Origin of the sequence: Emticicia agri (assembly GCF_004168285.1) — a bacterium.
Classification (GTDB): domain Bacteria; phylum Bacteroidota; class Bacteroidia; order Cytophagales; family Spirosomataceae; genus Emticicia; species Emticicia agri.
Map to the genome: position 1 here is coordinate 1 of NZ_SEWF01000041.1, position 19,119 is coordinate 19,119.

Here is a 19,119-nt window from a genome sequence, read left to right on the forward strand (position 1 = left end):
TTTTTTTGATCTCTATTTTAAATTCCTGCTCTGCTATCTCAATCATTTTCTGATATGCCTCAGCTCTTAAATTAGCTTCTGCTAACTCCTTCTTAAGTCTATCAAGCTCTGATTCCTCAAATTGTACTTTTTTTGGTTTAGGTTGTGGCATTTGTAAACTAAGTTGCTCTTTTAAAGATAACGGCTTTATTTGATCTTTCAAACCGAATTGTCGTAACCATATTACGATCGCTGTTCTGCATTGTACACCATTTCTTCTTTGTATGGCTATTTTTGTCTCTGAACTATTCAGATATTCTTGGCATACTCTCCATTTAAAATCTAAATCATAGTGCAATTTGTTTTGGTTGTAACCTGAGCCTTTGTTTGTCTTTGTTCTTGCCATGTTTTTATTTAGGTTTGTGTAAACCTATTTCAGGACAAGACACATTGATTTAAGTCTTTCTGAGTTATAAAAAAACTAACTCAGTATAAATATCTCCTAAAAATTCTGCTCGTCTTTTGGCTCTTTCGGGTGAGATAGCCTCATAACCTGTTATGTTGGCGGCTTCCATCTTTTTTAATAACCGTTCAGAAACATAATTCTTTGAACCTAAAAATTGCATTCCGAATACATCTAATTCTTCGTCAAAGTTTTGATTAAAGACTAATTTGGAAACGCCTACAGCACTGCCTGTCTCATAAAAAACGTTCAGGTAGTTTTGATAGGTTTGAATATTGACTTTGAAATCCTCCCCAAAATTCCGCTTGTGATAACGCAAATCGTATTCACTTTTAGAGAAATCAACCGTTTGATCCCCCGTTTCCATGTCATAAACAAACCACCAGTAGCCATCTACAATCTTATGTTTCTGAACAAAAGTTGTTTCTAAAAATTGGTGATTTTTAGGCAAGTGGCTACTCTCTAATATTTCTCTCAATTTGTCATTGACAACAAAACCTCGATATAAAAAACCAATGTAATCTGTATGTTTAGCCTTTTTTTCCATAAAGACTTCATGCAAAGGTTGAGCATATTGGGTAATGTTAGCCCATGATTTCCACCAATTTTTTCCAGCTAATTCAGTTTCATGAAAAATAGCTCTGTACCAAGGGTTTCGTTCTAAAAAATTCCCTAATGGAATATGGGCTTGTCCTGCTCCATCAGTCACACCTACTACATTGGGTTCTGAATTGTTTTTGATAATATGGTAAGTCATGATCGGTTAAAATGTCTTAACTCCTCCTAAAATAAGTTCCAATAACCCTATTCCACAACTGCAATAGGTTGCAGAATATTCCAGTAGCCTTGGCGGGCATTGTTACAAACTTTTTTAAAACTCATAATGGCGTTTTCGGGTGTGTAGTATGTTTCCTGACTGGCATTGTTTACAAAGCTGAATTCATCTATATTGGGTTTGAAACCCACAAAACTCACTACCTCTTTGTTTTTGACAAAGACGAAAAAATTATCATGGGCATTCACCATAAAACCATTGGGTATTACTTTTTTCCCGATGCGACTTTCAAAAATGACAGCCGAATTGTAGCCGTAAAAAAAATAGACTTTATCCCATTGAAATCTGGTAAGGGTATCAAGTCTGAATACAATTGAATCTCCGTCGCATTTTCCTTCCGTAACAGGCTTTACCATTTGTTTAAAACTTTGTTTGAGTTTCAAATCACCATGAAAATCGAATTCGGGACTGGGATATAAAATGAGCACTGCCACAAGTGCTATAATCAGCAGAAATGATATGATTATTAAAAAATAAAACTTCATGAGTTGTATTAAGTAGATTATTAGGGAACAAAGTAAATCATTTTCAGGATAAGGAATGATGAGCTTAGAAAATCTGAATGGTGGGGTGAATAACAATTTTTATACCTGCCATTTAAGAATTTCACCTGAAACTACCGGAGGGGTTCCCAGCACATGGTCAGGTACTATGGGGATAAAAGGTGTGAAAGTGACTTATACGTTGTGAGGGGGTGAAATAAACTAACTATTTGTTTATGGTAAATGTAGGGGGTGTCTCATATGTATTTTGCACCAAATAATATCGCTACGGCGCACCGTTTGGAAAATACCCCATCCCAACCCTTCCGCGCGGCGGCCGCCCCAACAATGGGGAAGGGCTAAAAAGTCCCTCTCCCCACAGTTGGGGCGGCTGCCGCGCAGAGAGGGATTTAGGGTGTGGGGTTGTGTGCAGCCAAATAATATTTTGCACCCTTTTACTTTTGAGACACCCTCATTTCAATAACTCTTACTCCCGTATCTCAAATACATAATTGCCACTGCTAAGGGTCATTTTGGCTGTGCCGTTTTCATGGCTGATACCGCTGATGCCACTGCTTTGTGAGAGGGCTTTGCCTGCTTCTTTAATCTGGGTTAAGGCACTGGCATGTAAATAAAGCGTAGCTGTTGTATTGGCAGGAATGGTGGTTTTGTATGTCCACTTGCCTGATTCTGTTTTCCATTCGCTGTTGATACGACCGTAGATGCTATCGTAATGTCCTTTTGCCCATGTCATTTTTTTGTCGGGGTCGGGGGTAGGTTTCAGTACAAACTGTTTGAAACCTGCCATATCAGGGCTTCTTTGGATACCCAGCGAATAGTTGTACATCCAGGCGGCTACTGCGCCAAACGAATAGTGATTAAATGAATTCATGCTGTTATTGCCACCGAAACCGTTTTCAACGGTATAAGAGTTGAGGCGTTCCCATATAGAAGTAGCGCCATTTACCACCGAATATAACCACGAAGGATAGCTTTTTTGCTGAAGCAACCTATAGGCAGTAGCATGCTGTCCGTTGTCTGAGAGTGCCTGCATGATAGAAGCGGTACCGATAAAGCCTGTCATCAACGAGTAAGACGGACGCTCTACGCCGCTATCGTCTTTGTTTGGTCGGGCAATAGTGGCTGTCAGGTTTTTAATTGCTTCTGCTTTGTTGGCTTCATCAAAAATATCCAATGCTAACGGAATGGCATAAGAAGCCTGTGTATCAATTAGCTGCCCTTTGTCTGATGCCTGGTTGGCATTGCGTTCATTAGGCGGCCCCATAAAGCCCGTCTTTACACCCGATTTTACGGTTTTATGGCTTATATTATCAATATAAATCCGGTTAAACGATTGCTTGATGCCATCACGGGCTATCAACCATTCAGCCGCTTCGTTGGTTTTACCCAAAAGTCCGGCTGTTTTTGCCATAATATCCAGGTCGTAGGCATAGTATGCCATCCAGAAAAGCGTATTGTCATTCTTGTTGTTTTCGGGGCTCAACCAGTCACCTAAAGGTCCTTCGTTCAGAATCCCCTGCTCATTTAATTTTGTTTTCAGAAAAGCCATATAGCGTTTCATGGCTTCATAGTTTTCTTCTAAAATCGTAAGGTCGCCATATTGCTGATAGGTTTCCCACGGAATCACGATTCCGGCACTACCCCATAGGGTACCACCAAAACCGCCACCCATCGGGGCTACATCGGTAAATCGGCCTGTGGCAGGCTGAATGTCCCGCATGGCCAACATGTGGCGACGTAAAAACAAATCGGCATCGGTCAGGTAGGTAGCACTTTTAGCAAATACCGAAATATCGCCCGACCAACCCATGCGCTCATTGCGGGCAGGGGTATCGGTCGGAATCGACAGAAAATTACTTCTTAAAGACCAGGTAATATTCTGCCATAGTTTATTAACCAAATCATTAGAGGTACTATAAGCCGAGGCAAGTCCGGTAATGGAGCTTACCACCATGCCCTTGACCTCGTAGATAGGAATGGCACTCTCAATACCCGTGATTTCGATATAGCGGTAGCCATGAAAAGTAAAACGTGGCTGAATGGTTTCGTTGCCACCTTTCAGTATATAGGTGTCGGTTGTCAGGGCGGCTCTGATGTTCTCCATCATTACCATGCCCTCGTTGCCTTTGTAGTCGGGTAGGCTTGGGTATTTTACTTCGGCATAACGCATGGTAATCAATTGACCTTTTTTGCCGTTTTTTATCTGTATCTGCGGAAAACCCACCATGTTCTGCCCCATGTCGTACACATATACTTTCGGGCGCACTTCTTCTACCGATTTGGCGGTGAGAGTCATTACCACAGATGGATTTTCGCCTACCTGACCCACAATCTTCATATGGCTGTATTCTATCTGTGTGCGTCGGCCGGTGGGGTCTGGTTTAGCGTCTATGTAAGCCGTGCCTTCCAACGGCACTTCGCTCGCTTTTTTCCAGTTTTTATCGTCGTAGATGGCTGTTGCCCAACCCTTAATGGCCTGTTCTTTATTGGCATCATAAAATTCTCCCTGAAAGAAACTGCCGTAACGAATCGGGCCTTCGGTAAATAATTTCCAGTCGGCCGTATTAGAGGTAATGGTTTGTTGGGTGCCATCAGTATAGCTTATTACCAGTTTACACAGAAGCGACTGACGGTCGCCAAAGTAATTCCAGTTTTCGCCTGAATAGGTTATATTTCCCGACCACCAACCCTCACTCAGCCACGCACCAATAGCATTGCGTTTGCCTGGCTGTATGTCTTTAGTTACATCATACGTCTGATACATCTGGTGACTGTTGTACTGTGTCAGTCCCGGATTGAAATAATCATTGCTGATGCGCTTGCCGTTGAGGTACATTTCATAAATACCTCTGGCGGTTATATAGAGTCTTGCCTTGCTCACGGCTTTGTTGGGAGCACTGAAAGTACTGCGCAACATTGGTGCGGCATTGCGGCTGGGGTCAACTAATATCAGGGCATTGCCGCTTACTTTATAGGCATTGTCGGCTACTGTGAGTGCCTGATTTTTGAAAATCCCCTCGTAGGTTTGTCCGGTCAGGTTTTCAGAGAATAGGGGATTAGACGGTAAGCGGAAGTTTCTGACAACGAGGTCAGAGAAATAGGCCGTCTGATTGGGGTTGGTCTGAAAACCAATATCTGCCAGCATCGGGAAACTGATATAATTATTGCCACGCCCCACCGGATTCACATTTAGTCCATTGTTGCCGAAAGGAGAGGGAGGCTGGTTGGTTTTTTCGGCAATTTTATTTTTGCCGTCGATATAAAATTCAAACAAACCAAAATTACATTCGGCCACAATGGTATGTTTATCGTATTTATTGGCCTGATTAATGACCGACTGCGGTATATCAAGGCTTTTGAAAGGTTTCTCTTTGCTGTCGGTTTTATCATAGCCTACCCGATAGATATTCAGTTTTGCCAGTCCCTCAGGTGAATCTGACACGCCCGAAATATCCAATTCAAGGGCGATATAGTTTTCGTTTCTGCGGGTTTCCATGCCCATCAGATTCAGGTCTTTGTTCATTAGTCGGGCATCGTTGCCGCCAAATACAAAAGCAGCTTTGGTGCTGTTGGTACTTTTGTCTAACCTGATTCCATACTCAAATTTAAAAACTGATAAAGCGTGGGCATATAACACAAGGTCTTCGGCACCGCCGCCAATCCATTGTGCCCCATCCCATGCCGAAATCGCTGTGTTCATCAGTCCGGTTTCAAACCAGTCTGTTTTTGTGGCAGTTTCGTTGAAATTATTCCAGACGGTCAGTTTCCATCGATAACGGGTAGTAGCCTGCAAGGCCGAACCTGTATAGGCAATGCCGTGTGATAGCGCAGCACTTACTTTTTTTGAATCCCATACTACCTGATTTTTTTCATCGGTTACTACTACCTGGTAGGCAGTCTGGGCATAGCCTCTTCGGGAATCAAGGGCTTTCATCTGCCAGCTGAAATGTGGTGTGGGTATATCGGTGCCTAAGGGAGTGGTCTGGTAATTGACCTGCAGTTTTTCTAAGGAGATTTTGCCGAAAGAAAGACCTGTACACAGCAAAATCAATAATAGGATAATAGAGAATTTTTGTTTCATCATCACGAGTAAATAGTATTTAAGAATAAGGCACCTGTTTAGATTGCCTGCCAATGGTAAATTTATCCAAATAGCAATTGCTCAATTCAGGTTTAAACAGGTGTCAAAAATTACGACAATAAAATAAGATAAAAAAACGGATTCTGCTTTCATGGGGTATCCTGTGTGAAGATAAATGCCGCAGGTGTGCATGATGAATGAGTGGATAGGGTAGAGGAAGGGCGGAGGGCATAGGGCGTGGCGGTAGGGGTTCAAAATTTTGAACCCTACGAATAAATTTCATTCTTCCTGTTCCTTTCTCTGCACCGTTTTTACAAAGAACTTTCAGACTGTTACTTCTTTTAATTGCCCCGGAAACGTGAGTGTAAAAGTAGTGCCTTCGTTAACCGTACTATCGGCTTCAATGCTACCGCCGAGGCTTTCCATCTGTGATTTGATGAGGTATAAACCCAGACCCTTGCTATTGGGTCGGTCGTGGAAACGCTGATAAAGTCCGAATAGTTTTGATTTATGACGGGCCACATCAAAACCAATGCCATTGTCCTGAAAGGTCAGTACAATACCCGAGTCAGTTTTCCGGCTTGTGATGCTGATTTTAAGTTTGCGGTCGTAAGATCTGTACTTGATAGCATTGGTAAGCAGGTTCATGAAAATACTTTCCAGATAAGTTTCGTTGAAAACTACTTTCGGGGCTTCATCAAAATGTACCCTTATGTCGGGCTTTACTTCCTCAATTAATGTACTCAACTGGCTTTTGACCTGACTAAACATCTGGCTGAACCTGATTTCCTTTTGTTCGATAGAGTCGCTGTCTCTGATAATCAGAATCTTTACCAGATCGTTTACCGTACTGTTCAACTGGATGGTAGAGGCTTTAAAACCCTCAATAACACTTCTTAATGTAGGGTCTTCAATCGGAATATCATCTAATAAATCAATAAAGCCCATCAGGTTCGATAGCGGCGCTCTCAGGTTATGTGAGGTAATATAAGAGAAGTTCCGTAAATCGTTATTGTTCTGATGCAGGGTTTTTATCAGTTTTTCGCGTTCTATTTCCTGGTTTTTCCGGTCAGTAATATCTCTGTAATTAATGACGATTGCGCCCACTGTCGGCTCATTTAACAGATTCTGGCAACAGCCTTCCATCCATTTGTAGGTACCGTCTTTGGTCAGGCTCTTGTATTCAAAATTGATGACTTTTTCAGGGTCTTGAATCACATCAACAAATGCCTGCGACACGTGTTCCAGGTCGTCGGGGTGTATGAGATCCATTCTTGCATGGCCAACCATTTCGTTTTCATCGAATCCGGTTAGCTTCTTGCCCATCGGGCTTATTTCAAGCATCACGCCGTCCACCGTCAGTAGACTCAGGCCATCGTTACTATTCTGTAAAAGGCTTCTGAATCGTTTTTCATTGTTTTTGATAATATCTTCTGTCCGCTTCTTCTCCGATATATCACGGGCAATTTTAGAAGCACCCGTGATAGTACCTTTACTATCAATAATAGGCGAAACCGTAAGCGATATATCAATTAACTCACCGTTTTTCTTTTTGCGACGGGTCTCAAAATGCTCGGTGGCAATGCCTTTTTTGAGTTTTTTCAGAATTTCTTCATCTTCCTCAACTTTATCAGGTGGAATCATCATCTCGCAGTCTTTGCCAATGACTTCTTTGGCGGTATAGCCGAATATCTTGGAAGCACCCTTATTCCAGGTCAGGATTTTATTATCAAGGGTATGGCTAAAGATGGCATCTTCTGACGAATTAACGAGCGAAACAAACAATGCCTGCTGTTGTTCGAAGAGTTTACGCTCGGTGATGTCTCTGAAATTGGCTACAATTACCTTCACATCAGGGTTATGCAGCATATTCGTAAGGGTTCCCTCCAGCCATACATAGGTGCCGTCTTTCTTTTTCTTTCTGAAAGTAACAGCCACTAATACATCGGGACTCACAAACGACAGCTTTAGCTGCTGCATTACATTTTCAAAGTCGTCAGGGTGGATACTATCCAGAATAGTTTGTATTTCTTCGGTATTATTCTGATAGCCGAAGAGTTTTTCAATGGCAGGGGTCAGAAACTCTATTTTTCCTTCGGCATCAAACAGGAAAAGCATATCATGGCTGTTTTTCAGAATCGATCTGAACCGCAATTCTCTTTTGATAAGCTCTTCTTCTGCCAGTTTTCTTGCCGTAATATCCCGCCCTGTAATGCACAAACCTGTAACCTCATCGTCTTCCATTACACGCTTTATCGAAAAATCAATCCAGCAGTTTTGGCCGTTCTCATCCTGATACAGCCTGTCATAATGAATATCTTCCCCGGCAAATGCTCTTTCAAACAAGGCCAAGGCATAGTCTTTTCTTGCATCAGCAATAAAATCAAGCGCATCATGCCCGGTTTTCAATTCGTTGTCTCTGTTCATAAAACCAATTTTTTTGGCATTGCCATTAAAAGCACGCACTATCCGGTCTTGGTCTATCAACAGAAATCCTTCTGAGGTATTTTCAAAAATCGTGGTCAGGTAACGTTCTGACTGCCTGATAAGCTCGGCTGCCTGAATTCTGTCAGTAATGTCATGGTAGTTTGATACAATGGCATTGACGTTCTCGTCGTGCAGCAGATTAGTCATGTATCCCTCTACCCAGATATAATACCCGTTTTTGTGTTTGAGTCGGTTAAGTCTCGGAATAGATACCCCTGGGTTTTGTAGCAACCTTTCTACAAAAGGTCTGGTTTCCTGTGCCTGTTCAGGGTGCATCAAAGGCAGATTCAGCCCGCCAGTTACTTCTTCTGCACTGAATCCGGTCAGTTTTTCAAAGGCTGGGCTTACATAAGAAATAACGCCTTCTTCATTGGTCAGCACAATAATATCCTCGGCATTTTCTACCAGTGCTTTAAATCGGCTCTCAATTTTATGGGCTTTGATTTCGGCAGCCATGCGTCTGCTGATATCGCGGTAGTTAGATACCACAGCTCCTACGTTTTTATCGTGCAGCAGATTAGTAATGACCCCTTCTAACCATACATAATGCCCCGATTGGTGCCTGAACTGTATCAGCCGGGAGACAGGCACACCCGGATTGGCCAGGGCTTCAAAATAGGTGGTTCTGACGAGCTGTTGATAGTCGGGGTGAATATTGGCCACTACTATTTCCCGGTTTTCATAGCTATCCTGAAAACTAAAACCTGTTACCCGTTCAAAAGCCGGACTGGCGTATAAGACATTCCCGACCTCGTCTGTCAGCAAAATGATGTCATTGGCATTTTCTATCAATGCCCTGAAACGTTTCTCGCTCAGGTCTATTATTTTTTCGGCATCTTTTCTGACAGATATGTCGCTGATAAAAGTACTCGTTTTTGTTTCGCCGTTGGCATCATGGTATAAAACCGAAGAAAATTCTACCTGAAACCTTTCGCCGTTTTTACGGATACCTGTGGCTTCTCCTTTTACTTTACCGGTGCGTTGTCTTTTTTGTAGAGAAGCTACAAAGGCGGGGTCTTTATGGTCAATTACATGCTGGCGGGTTAATTGCTTAAATTCCTGAACGCTATAGCCGAACATCTTGACGGCGGCATCGTTTACATCAAGAATCTTACCTTCGGGTGTGCTGAAGAAAAAAGCATCTAAAGAGTTTTTAACAATCGTGCGATACTTGTTCTCTTGTGTATGCAGGGCCGATTCTGCCTTTTTGGTAGGTGTAATATTAACAGAAGACACATAAACGCCGATAATGCACCCATTGCCGTCTGTAATAGGCTTGTATTTATTGTGGCAATTATAGGTTTCGTTGTTTGGGGCAGTAAGTTCTATATCTATTTCGGTGGTTTCGCCCTGCAAAACTTTCTGATAGAACTGCCGGGCTTCTTCAACCTTTTCGGCAGGCGCATAATCAAGAATACTTTTTCCTTTCAGGGCTTCTTTGCCTAAGTATTGCTGACATTGCTTGCTGAAGTTCGGACTGAAATTGGCAATCGTCAAGTGAGTATCTACTATTACAAAACTTTCTTCTGAATATTGCATCAGCCACTCATTACACTCGAACAGATTACCCGGAGGGGTTTGTGCCGAGGGCAGTTTTATGCTTTTCGATGCAGAAAAGACATTGTCTGCTATGGACGATTTATGTTTCATGTTTCATGTTTCTGTTGTACCCTTATCAGCCAGATACCTTTACAATGAACAGCAAAAATGTTGAACTGCGAGACGTTCGACCTCACCCCGCGCGGAAGGGTTGGGATGAGGTGAATTTTACCCCTCTTATCTTTACACCATCAAACTTTTTAAAGCATTAATTGTCAGAGGTTTGGCTAAATAATCGATTATCATCGGGTATTTTTGTGCCTTTGCTTTTTCTTCAGGGTCAGTCGATGACGAAAGAATGACAACTTTAGTACGGTTGAACTCCTTATAAAAATTACTGACAAACTCATCTAAAAAATCCCATCCACCCATTACAGGCATATTCAGGTCTAAAAATATCAGTTCGGGATAAGGCTCTTCTGCATGACCCTGGGCCAACTCGGTATAATAATCCAATGCTTCTTTGCCATTCATTTTGGTAACAATTTCTTCTGCAAAAGATGCTCTGCCAACCACAAGCCTGATTAAAGTCAAAGTTATCTTATCGTCGTCAACACAAAGAAGTTTCTTTATCATATATCATTATTAATTGCACCGCTATCTGTTTAATGAATAGCCGTGCTGATGGCTAATCAGACTTTTCTAAAAAAAGTTATATCGGTTAAGCACTGATTACTCAGTACTCAGAAAATTGGGCAGAAAATTACAACAAAGTAGTTAAGCAAAAGTTAGCAAAATTAATGCCAGTTTATAGGTTTATCAACCTGAAGTATGGGTAATTGATTGGGGTGTTTCTCATAAATAATGTGTTTTTGGTTAAAAGGATTAAACTGAAACTGTCAGCGAAAGCTCCCATGAGTCAGGGCAGAAAGAACACTGACAGGGAATTTTTTTGGCTTTGAATGAATCAATCAGTTTTTTGATTTTTGATGAATGTGTCTGATGGTCGAGTATAATCGTCAGGCTATCTGTGGTACTATCGTCGGTCATAGACACATGTATCACCTGATACTTCAATAAAATATTGACAACTTCCTCTTTCAATAACCTGAGTGAATTCATGAGGTAAATGGTTTCAGCCCAAGGGCTTATGATTTAGCAAAAGCGGTATAGTTGCCTCTTGATGAGAACTATTCAGGTTAAAAAGGTATAAAACATTTCAAATGTAATCCATTGGGCAGAAGTTATCAAGCAGAAGAAAATAAAGTTATTAAACGGAGGTACATTGCTAAAAAAGGTCGCAGAACAAGTTTAAAAGGGAGAAAATTCAGTAATTAAATACTGAAATACGAATGGTTTGTATCTGAGAAGAAACCGAAATTGACGAATTGAAACGGAGTTGTTCAGATACAAGTATATGACTCAGGTTTTTTAAGCATTCAGGCGTATCGTCGTCATTTGAGATAGATAAGGTAATGGCTGAGTCTTGCTCGGTAATTTCTTCGGGCAGTAGATGGCTGTTTTCTAAAGCATCATAGACAGTCTTTTTGAATTCTTCATAAGGCTTCATGACAAAAATAAAAAAAGGTTTATGGGAAAAAACTACCGCAGGGTAAAGGTTTACAGGTATCGGGAAAAAGAATTATACGTGTAAAAAATAATAGGATTATTAGGGGTAAGGCGCTTGTCTTAAACAAAAGTAAATGAATGTTTAGAATTTTCCTATTAAAATTGCAGAAAAATTCAACAAAATGTTTTGATTGGTGAAAAAGGTTGTTTGAAACTTGATGAAAAATCAGATGAGGGTTTTTAATGCTGTTGTTATTGGTCGGCTGTGCGCCTCTCCTGAAAGAATTTTATCTATCCCGTTTTGTGAGTTTACAATAATATTCTATTTTTGTTTTCAGACTATTGGCATTCTCTTTTTTTAGCCGGCTCTCTATCGCTTCTTATAAGTGCTTGTTTTTACTTGGAATTAATGGGTAAGCGTTTCTTGGTAAGTCTTACAAGGTACATTATTTTTGATATAAAAAGATATTGTTTATGAAAATAACAAGGAACAGTATGAGAGGTGATGTCCTCTTTTTATTAGAGAAGTATGACCTGCTTCATGAAGAGATTACGCCCAGTACTGCCAGAGAAGGACTAACCATTACTTTTACCCGAAAGAACGACCCCCGGAAGTTCCAGCGTTTGATACACTACCTCAATGCCGAAAATATTGATTATTATGCCTATTTCTGCCCGATTGTGAAGCGCATAAAAGTAAATATTTATGTAGATTAATAGAGTCCATAACTATACTGCATCTGCCTGTCCTGAGTCTGTATATGGCTGTTTCAAAGGCTATCCTTCCGGTTCCTGACTATAATTAACTGAATTACCATAAAATATCGTTATCTTGCATACTTTGTAAGTGCAGCAAGAGATAATTAACAGCCTAAAGAAAATGGACGAATTTCTGAAAAGTATTGAAAAGAAAATAGTAAAGTTATCGTTTAAGCAGCAGATTTTATTCGGGGTGCTTAGCTGTGAAAAATTACTGCCTAATTATCGCCAGTTCAGTAGTGCGGTAAACTGGGGGAATATAGAGATATTAGAAGAAGCCATTGTTATGATTTATCAGTATTTACAGGATATTGAGCTAAATGAAGGAGAATTAGACAGCATCTACGAAAAAATTATAGAAATAACACCTAATGTTGAGAATTTTGAGGGCGACCTGGCGGCTTATGCCCTTGATACCTGTTCGGCGGTTGCTGATGCCGTAGAGTTTCTTTTAAGCGAAGACCAGAGTTATGTGCTTAATATTGCTTCTATTGTAAGAGATACCATTGATATGTTCATACAGGAGTCGGAAGAACTGGACATTGCCGATGAAAATGCAGACCAGAAAATAGTACAACACGAATATATGAAACGGGAGACTAAACGCCAGCACGAGATACTACGCCGATTGTTAGGCGCAGAAATAGATTTGCCTTTTATATCTGCCATGCGAGACCTGAATAATAGTTATGGCCCGATTATTGAACTTTCGTTGGTTAGCTGATAAATCAACAGTGGCTATACCTGTGCCGCTAAAGCTGTGATGTATGGCAAGTCTGATATGTTCTTTAACTCCTTGTGCCTCAGCAACTAAAACGATGCGTCTTGGCGGTCGTTGAGAATAATGTCTCTACAACTCTTTATAAAATAGCAAACACTTCTATCCGAAGCCCTGTACGATATCCAAAAATAAATTCCTGATTTTATACTTATAATATAAGTATAAATAGTATATTTGTATCAAATAAAAATAAAAGATGCCTGAACAAATCTTAGATGAGTTGTCGGGCACTGAATCCACACTATCTTACCTCATTGACGGGAAAAATTTCCTGTCAGAATATGGCGTGTACGTCAGTGCCTCCGGTGGTATGCAAGATGCACCATCCCTCAAAGAACCACAAACTGTCAATTGGCCGGGTTCGCACGGAACCGTGGTTGATTTATCTGCTCCACGATACAATAACCGGGAAATAGAATTGGAGTGTTTTATTAAAGCATCGGGCAAGATGGATTTTTTTACGAAAGTGCGGGCTTTTCAGCAAGCCTTTCAGAAGCCTGAATTGCGTAAACTCGAATTACGTATCATTGAAAATAAGCCACTGATTTACATGGTTTATTTAGCAGATAGTATAACTATTGAGAAGCAATGGCACAGCGAAGAAATGTTTGGCACATTTACTTTAAAGCTGATAGAGCCGTCGCCAGTTAAAAGATTGCTTGTACGTACAGGAAATACCGTTAGTATTCAATTTGCCAGTGCAAACCCGATTGATATTTATTGGGGAGATGGGCAAAAGACCCTGAATGTATTTGGTTCCGATGTAAATAAAACACACAATTACAGCATTTCGGGCACCTACTACATTCTGCTTTGCGGAGTGATTGAAGAGATTTCTGATTTTATAGCTGCTGACACACAAACAATATGGACCAAATACTGATATACAAACCGGATGGCGAAAGCGAGGCTATTAATAGTAATAGTCAGGTTAGTGTTATTACACAGGCTGAACACAAGAAAACCTTATTAGGAGAAGATATAATTACCATGACCGTAGAATCAGCTACTGTCAGGAATTTTGCGATTGGTGATTATATTCAGGTGTTTGGACTTCCAAAATACAAAATCAATCAATTGCCGAAAGTAACCAAAGAAAGTGAGAGAAAATATATCTATGAGCTTGTTTTTGAAGGCCTGCAATATGACATGTTGCGAGTTATTTACAGAAATACAGACATAGTTAATTTCAATAATTCGGCTGATTTTACGCTGATAGGTACCATTGAAGTATTTCTCAACGTGTTGATTCATAACCTGAATCGGGTATTTGGCACAGATAAATGGGCTTTAGGTGATTTTCCGGAAGAGACTCAGACCAAGAATCTGCTGTTCAACAATGAGAATTGTCTCGCTGTTTTGCAACGCCTTTGCGAGGAGTACCAGTATCAGTTTGCTTGTCAGCAGACAGAAATACAAAACATTCTGCATATCCGTCAGGCAGGAACAGAACTGGAGTACAATTTTAAATACGGTCAAGGGAAAGGCTTGTATAAGCTCGACCGTGTAAATGTAGACACCAAAAATCTGGTAAACACCCTTTGGGCGTATGGGAGCAGTAAGAACCTGCCTGCTGACTATAAGGGATATTCGCCACGACTCAGGATAAGCATTGATGAAGATTTACCTCTGCTTGATAGCACTTCAAGAGGGTTATACGGGATTTTTGAAGGAAGTGTGGTTTTTGAAGATATTTATCCGCATCGTACAGGGACAGTTTCGGTAATCAATGCTGAAAATCGTTTGCAGTTCAGCGATGCAAGTATGAATTTCGATTTGAACGCAAAGGAAGGAGATAATACTTTATATCTGCTTGCCGGAACTACAGCAAAAGTGCGTTTTCAGACAGGAAATCTGGCAGGTTATGAGTTTGAGGTATCAGATTACAATCATACTACCAAAACCTTTACGCTTTTGGTAAATCAGGACCAGAAAGGCTTGCAATTACCCTCATCAACCGAACCTGCTTTCCAGATTGAAGTAGGGGATACTTATGTCATTTTAGATATTATGATGCCACAGGCATACATCAATGCGGCAGAAGAAGAATTATTGGTAAAGGCAACTGAGTATCTGGATAATAATTCGGTACCGACTGTGAAATACACGCTGGAATTAGATGAGTTTTATATCAGAGATACAGCCACAAATCTGAATGTGTTTGACGTTGGAGATTCGGTAAACATAGAAGATACAGCCTTAGGTATCAATTCCCGGATTCAGATTATTGAGTTTACAAGGGATATTTTAAGGCCCTACAAATACAGCCTTACGATTAAGGATGTGCCGCAGGTAAGTACACTCAGAACCATTATTGTGCAGAATCATTACAACCGGGATTTTCTGAAATTATTCGGATTGGACGATCCGGCAAAAGCCAAAAATGACAAAAAAAGCAGTGCCGAGATTCTCAACGAGATTCTTCCCCGTGTCAAAAAGATACTGAAAATGTTCGATATTGAAATCGGACAGCCTGACAGCGAGATTGATATAAAAGGCAAGGTAAAGATAACTACAGAGGATTTTGGTATTCAAAATCCTGGCTTGGGGAAAGATATTTTCAAAGTTGACACAGGTGGCAATACAGTTATTGGGGCTGATGAAACTTTTACTAAAATAGTTGGAGGTTTTGGCTTAGAGAATGAAAGTAATTTTGTGGGTAATTTTTCTGTGGCTGATATTACAGCAGACCACACTTATACATTGCCTGATTACAATGCGGTTTTAAATGACTGGGATTACTTTACTAATATTCCTGATATTTTTCCGCCATCTCCACATACGCACGCAATCAGCGATATTACAGGGCTGCAAACTGCCTTGAATAACAAACAGCCATTAGATGCTGATTTGACGGCTATTGCTGCGTTCACCGGAACGGGATTCCCGAAACGGACAGGGACAAATACCTGGGCAATCAGTGAAGATATAAGCCTGAATACGGGGGCTAAAATCTACCTGGGCGGTGAACTATTCATTCACAATTATAACAATTTCACACCCTCTGCCAATACTTTCGTTGGGATTAATTCAGGAAACTTAGCCCTGAATATGGAGGAAAATGATGGGATTGATAATGGCATCAAAAACGGGTTGAATATGTACGGAGGTAATACAGCTCTTGGATATTATTCAATGAATGGTCTAATTGATGGGGGGTATAGTGTCGCTATCGGGCAATCGGCTATGCGGTATGGTGAAAGTAATTATAGTACAGTTGCTGTAGGAACGCAAGCCCTGATGTATGCGAAGAATACAGATTATAATACAGCCATAGGACAAGATGCAGGGAAATTCATAGGGGGTTTGGTAGGAGGTGGAACCACCGGAACACCGAACTATGGAGGGCCTGACGACTCGAATAATACGCTAATTGGGGCAAAAGCCGGATTATATCTGAAAGGTGGAATCAATACCTATATTGGTACACATGCAGGCGAATTGAATATCGGTTCTTATAATATTGGATTAGGTTTGGAAGTATTGCAGAACAATGCAGGTTCGTATAACATTGCCATTGGCAGGCGTGCTATGCTCAACAATACAGCCAATAGCAACATTGCCCTTGGTGATTCTTCAGTATATACCAATACCTCAGGCAATGGATTGATTGGGTTGGGTGTGCAAGCATTATATGCCAACACAACCGGAAGCAGAAATCTGGCAATGGGCGTACAAGCTCTGTATGCCAATACTACTGGCTCGGACAATATCGCCATCGGCAACCAGGCTGCTTATGCTAATATCGGCGGCTCTAATGTTTTCATTGGCAGTAATGCCGCCAAGGCTACAACAGGCACAAGTGAAAGTATTTTCATTGGCCATAATGCAGGACTGACCGGGAATTATGGCGGTTCTAATGTAATTATCGGTCCGGGCGCAGGGAGTAATTCAAATATAACCTCCGGCATCAATAACCTTTTTCTTGGCAAGAGTGCAGGGAACTATGAGACCACAAACGTAAGTAACCGACTGAATATCGGTATGACGGGCATAGGGCCTCTTATCTCAGGCAATTTCAGCACTAACAGAGTAGGGATTAATACCCTTAGCGGCAATCTGACTCATACCTTAACTGTGAACGGATCTATCTATGCCAAGGGTATTACGCCTTTGGTGTTAGATAGCACCATCGGGTATTTTCAAAATTCTATTGTAGCAACGATTTCGGGCAGTATGGCCGACTTATTGTTTACACCCGGGCAAGCCAGTTCAGGATATGTTTTTCAATCAAAGAATAGTGCAGGAACGGCCATCAATGCGATTGCAATTAACAGAGACGGTAATGTAGGCCTGGGAATAGGGAACGCAGTAAGGAAACTACATATCTATGATGCAAGTAATGCCTCTGCACTCGTGCAATCAGGAGCTATTGCGGCCTATCGTTTGTCAGGCACTACCCAAGGTTCTATTATCAATGAGGTTAGTAATCTGTACATTACTAATACCGCAGCGACTGGGTTCATACACTTGCAGACTAATTCCGTGAGCCGTCTGGCAATTCTGGCTGATGGGAAAATAGGTATTAATCAGCCTTCACCGACTTATCAGTTAGATGTGAATGGCACTTTCAGAGTGGCCGGAGCTTCACAGTTTGATGCGATTGCCTCATGCCCGATTGCGCCAACTTCTGCTAATCACCTCGTGAATAAGGCGTATGTAGATAGTCTGGCTTTGGTTAAGAGAGGGGATAATGTCTATACTATTGCTACATCGAATATCACTCTTTCAGGCTTGCAAACCATCAATGGGTATGCTGTGGGCAATGCTGAACCTGTATTGGTAGCAGGCCAAAATACACCCTCACAAAATGGGGTGTACATTGCTTCTGTGGGTGCATGGACACGTTCAACGACTGCAGATTCAGACACAGAAATCAGGGGAGCCTATCATTATATTTTGTTTGGCACTTATGCCAATTATCGTTACATCAATACCAATACCTCCGCCATCACATTGGGTAGTACTTCCATTACTTACGATGTTGATTTTGGCGCAGAAACCGACCCGGTTTTCTCAGCTTTTGCCACTGCAAACAATCTTGACCCAACACATATTGCAAACTGGAATACAGCTTATAGTTGGGATAATCACGCCACACAGGGATATGTAGTAGGCACTTCAAGAACCATCACCATTAACGGCACCAGCGGACGTGTTTCTGTTACTGGTGGTGCGCAGGATTTAGGTGGCAACCGTACATGGACGGTTGACCTGATTGCCTCCGGCGTAACTGCCGGAGATTATACTAAAGTAACGGTAGATACTTACGGACGTGTAACTGCCGGAACTAATCCAACGACTTTAGCCGGGTATGGCATAACAGATGCCATTACAGCAGTAACAGCCGCAGCAACTTATCAACCACTACTCGACGACGGTACGGGACTTGTAAAGTCAACAGCAGGGGTAATTACCTACGATAATTCGGTTTACCTGACAGAAACCTTAGCTGATAGTATCTATTTGAGACTTGACGACACAGGCGACTTTATTGACCCTTTAAATGCGGTATTACTTGAAAGTAACGTAGGAGAAAGAGGTTTTTTCTTGTATGGTATTGAAGATGATAACGCCAAACGACACAAAGAAGCCTTTTTCTTTGTCAATCCTGATGAGGGCGTTTTAGGTATCCACGCTTACAGACAGGAAGATACCGTTACCAAGACATTCGGACTTGAAATGTACAAAGACGGGTATCTGTATCATCTGAAAGATGATTTGACCAAACACCGGATATTGACCACCAGCGACCTGAGTAATTTAACCTGGAATGGTGGACAAATTACCAACGATATTAATATGGATTCTTATGTGAATCTGTATTGGGGCAAGGTCTCGACGTTTGATTTTGATGCACGTATCTATGGATATAAGGCACAAACTAATGGCGAAAGAGGATTATATGTTCAAACCCATAAATTCAACATGACTGCAAGGGAAGGAATATTCTTAGGCTCAAGTAAACGCCCGGGGGGTACAGGTAACGACGATAAAGCAATAGTTTTGGATAATGTAATTATCGACCTGCAAGGGGTCAACTTATTAGTAGGTGGATATGCCCGTTTCGCTGTGAGCATTTCAGGGGATTACCATAAATTGACTTTAGTAGTAGATTAAAAT

General features: G+C 41.2%; 13 protein-coding genes. 5 read left to right on the forward strand and 8 right to left on the reverse strand.

All coding sequences use genetic code 11. The annotated features are described in order from the left end of the window. The 3 genes from EWM59_RS21230 to EWM59_RS21240 all read right to left on the reverse strand — a co-directional run. A partial coding sequence (locus tag EWM59_RS21230) for a hypothetical protein (RefSeq protein WP_207220044.1) occupies positions 1–385 on the reverse strand: 385 nt, incomplete at its 3' end. 64 nt (positions 386–449) lie between these two features. Then, positions 450–1,199 (reverse strand): imm11 family protein, encoded by a 750-nt coding sequence (locus tag EWM59_RS21235; RefSeq protein WP_130023266.1) that lies wholly within the window; start codon positions 1,197–1,199, stop codon positions 450–452. Positions 1,200–1,246: 47 nt separating this feature from the next. After that, complete coding sequence (locus EWM59_RS21240; protein ID WP_130023267.1) at positions 1,247–1,762, reverse strand: hypothetical protein; 516 nt, start codon at positions 1,760–1,762, stop codon at positions 1,247–1,249. 55 nt (positions 1,763–1,817) lie between these two features. Here EWM59_RS21240 and EWM59_RS27755 point away from each other — a divergent pair, with 55 nt between their 5' ends. Beyond that, on the forward strand, positions 1,818–1,967 hold the full coding sequence (locus EWM59_RS27755; RefSeq protein WP_165372255.1) for a hypothetical protein: 150 nt from the start codon (positions 1,818–1,820) through the stop codon (positions 1,965–1,967). Between the two features lie 279 nt (positions 1,968–2,246). On the opposite strand, the gene EWM59_RS21245 is transcribed toward EWM59_RS27755, so the two are convergent. The 5 genes from EWM59_RS21245 to EWM59_RS21265 all read right to left on the reverse strand — a co-directional run bounded on the left by EWM59_RS21245 (position 2,247) and on the right by EWM59_RS21265 (position 11,457). After that, complete coding sequence (locus EWM59_RS21245) at positions 2,247–5,864, reverse strand: family 78 glycoside hydrolase catalytic domain (protein WP_229239407.1); 3,618 nt, start codon at positions 5,862–5,864, stop codon at positions 2,247–2,249. A 321-nt stretch (positions 5,865–6,185) separates the two neighbouring features. Next, positions 6,186–9,998: a PAS domain S-box protein gene (locus tag EWM59_RS21250; protein ID WP_130023268.1), complete on the reverse strand. Its 3,813-nt coding sequence runs from the start codon at positions 9,996–9,998 to the stop codon at positions 6,186–6,188. Positions 9,999–10,130: 132 nt separating this feature from the next. Continuing rightward, the gene (locus EWM59_RS21255; protein WP_130023269.1) at positions 10,131–10,523 is read right to left on the reverse strand and encodes a response regulator; all 393 of its coding nucleotides are present in this window, start codon (positions 10,521–10,523) and stop codon (positions 10,131–10,133) included. A gap of 249 nt (positions 10,524–10,772) precedes the next feature. Then, positions 10,773–11,009, reverse strand: coding sequence for a hypothetical protein (locus EWM59_RS21260; protein WP_130023270.1), 237 nt, complete (start codon positions 11,007–11,009; stop codon positions 10,773–10,775). A 205-nt stretch (positions 11,010–11,214) separates the two neighbouring features. Then, on the reverse strand, positions 11,215–11,457 hold the full coding sequence (locus tag EWM59_RS21265; protein WP_130023271.1) for a hypothetical protein: 243 nt from the start codon (positions 11,455–11,457) through the stop codon (positions 11,215–11,217). A 473-nt stretch (positions 11,458–11,930) separates the two neighbouring features. On the opposite strand from EWM59_RS21265, the gene EWM59_RS21270 reads away from it, so the two are divergent. The 4 genes from EWM59_RS21270 to EWM59_RS21285 all read left to right on the forward strand — a co-directional run bounded on the left by EWM59_RS21270 (position 11,931) and on the right by EWM59_RS21285 (position 19,116). Then, complete coding sequence (locus EWM59_RS21270) at positions 11,931–12,173, forward strand: hypothetical protein (RefSeq protein ID WP_130023272.1); 243 nt, start codon at positions 11,931–11,933, stop codon at positions 12,171–12,173. Between the two features lie 163 nt (positions 12,174–12,336). Continuing rightward, a complete protein-coding gene (locus EWM59_RS21275; RefSeq protein ID WP_130023273.1) occupies positions 12,337–12,939 on the forward strand; it encodes a DUF416 family protein in 603 nt (200 codons plus the stop codon). Between the two features lie 253 nt (positions 12,940–13,192). Continuing rightward, complete coding sequence (locus EWM59_RS21280; protein ID WP_130023274.1) at positions 13,193–13,879, forward strand: phage tail domain-containing protein; 687 nt, start codon at positions 13,193–13,195, stop codon at positions 13,877–13,879. Beyond that, positions 13,864–19,116 (forward strand): phage tail protein, encoded by a 5,253-nt coding sequence (locus EWM59_RS21285; protein WP_130023275.1) that lies wholly within the window; start codon positions 13,864–13,866, stop codon positions 19,114–19,116. The genes EWM59_RS21280 and EWM59_RS21285 overlap by 16 nt, the downstream gene beginning before the upstream one ends. Positions 19,117–19,119: the final 3 nt, after the last annotated feature.

Bases quoted from the DNA above. Each gene is read 5' to 3' on its own strand.
- EWM59_RS21235 (WP_130023266.1), bottom strand. From the start codon at position 1,199: ATGACTTACCATATTATCAAAAACAATTCAGAACCCAATGTAGTAGGT.
- EWM59_RS21240 (WP_130023267.1), bottom strand. From the start codon at position 1,762: ATGAAGTTTTATTTTTTAATAATCATATCATTTCTGCTGATTATAGCA.
- EWM59_RS27755 (WP_165372255.1), top strand. From the start codon at position 1,818: ATGATGAGCTTAGAAAATCTGAATGGTGGGGTGAATAACAATTTTTAT.
- EWM59_RS21245 (WP_229239407.1), bottom strand. From the start codon at position 5,864: ATGATGAAACAAAAATTCTCTATTATCCTATTATTGATTTTGCTGTGT.
- EWM59_RS21250 (WP_130023268.1), bottom strand. From the start codon at position 9,998: ATGAAACATAAATCGTCCATAGCAGACAATGTCTTTTCTGCATCGAAA.
- EWM59_RS21255 (WP_130023269.1), bottom strand. From the start codon at position 10,523: ATGATAAAGAAACTTCTTTGTGTTGACGACGATAAGATAACTTTGACT.
- EWM59_RS21260 (WP_130023270.1), bottom strand. From the start codon at position 11,009: ATGAATTCACTCAGGTTATTGAAAGAGGAAGTTGTCAATATTTTATTG.
- EWM59_RS21265 (WP_130023271.1), bottom strand. From the start codon at position 11,457: ATGAAGCCTTATGAAGAATTCAAAAAGACTGTCTATGATGCTTTAGAA.
- EWM59_RS21270 (WP_130023272.1), top strand. From the start codon at position 11,931: ATGAAAATAACAAGGAACAGTATGAGAGGTGATGTCCTCTTTTTATTA.
- EWM59_RS21275 (WP_130023273.1), top strand. From the start codon at position 12,337: ATGGACGAATTTCTGAAAAGTATTGAAAAGAAAATAGTAAAGTTATCG.
- EWM59_RS21280 (WP_130023274.1), top strand. From the start codon at position 13,193: ATGCCTGAACAAATCTTAGATGAGTTGTCGGGCACTGAATCCACACTA.
- EWM59_RS21285 (WP_130023275.1), top strand. From the start codon at position 13,864: ATGGACCAAATACTGATATACAAACCGGATGGCGAAAGCGAGGCTATT.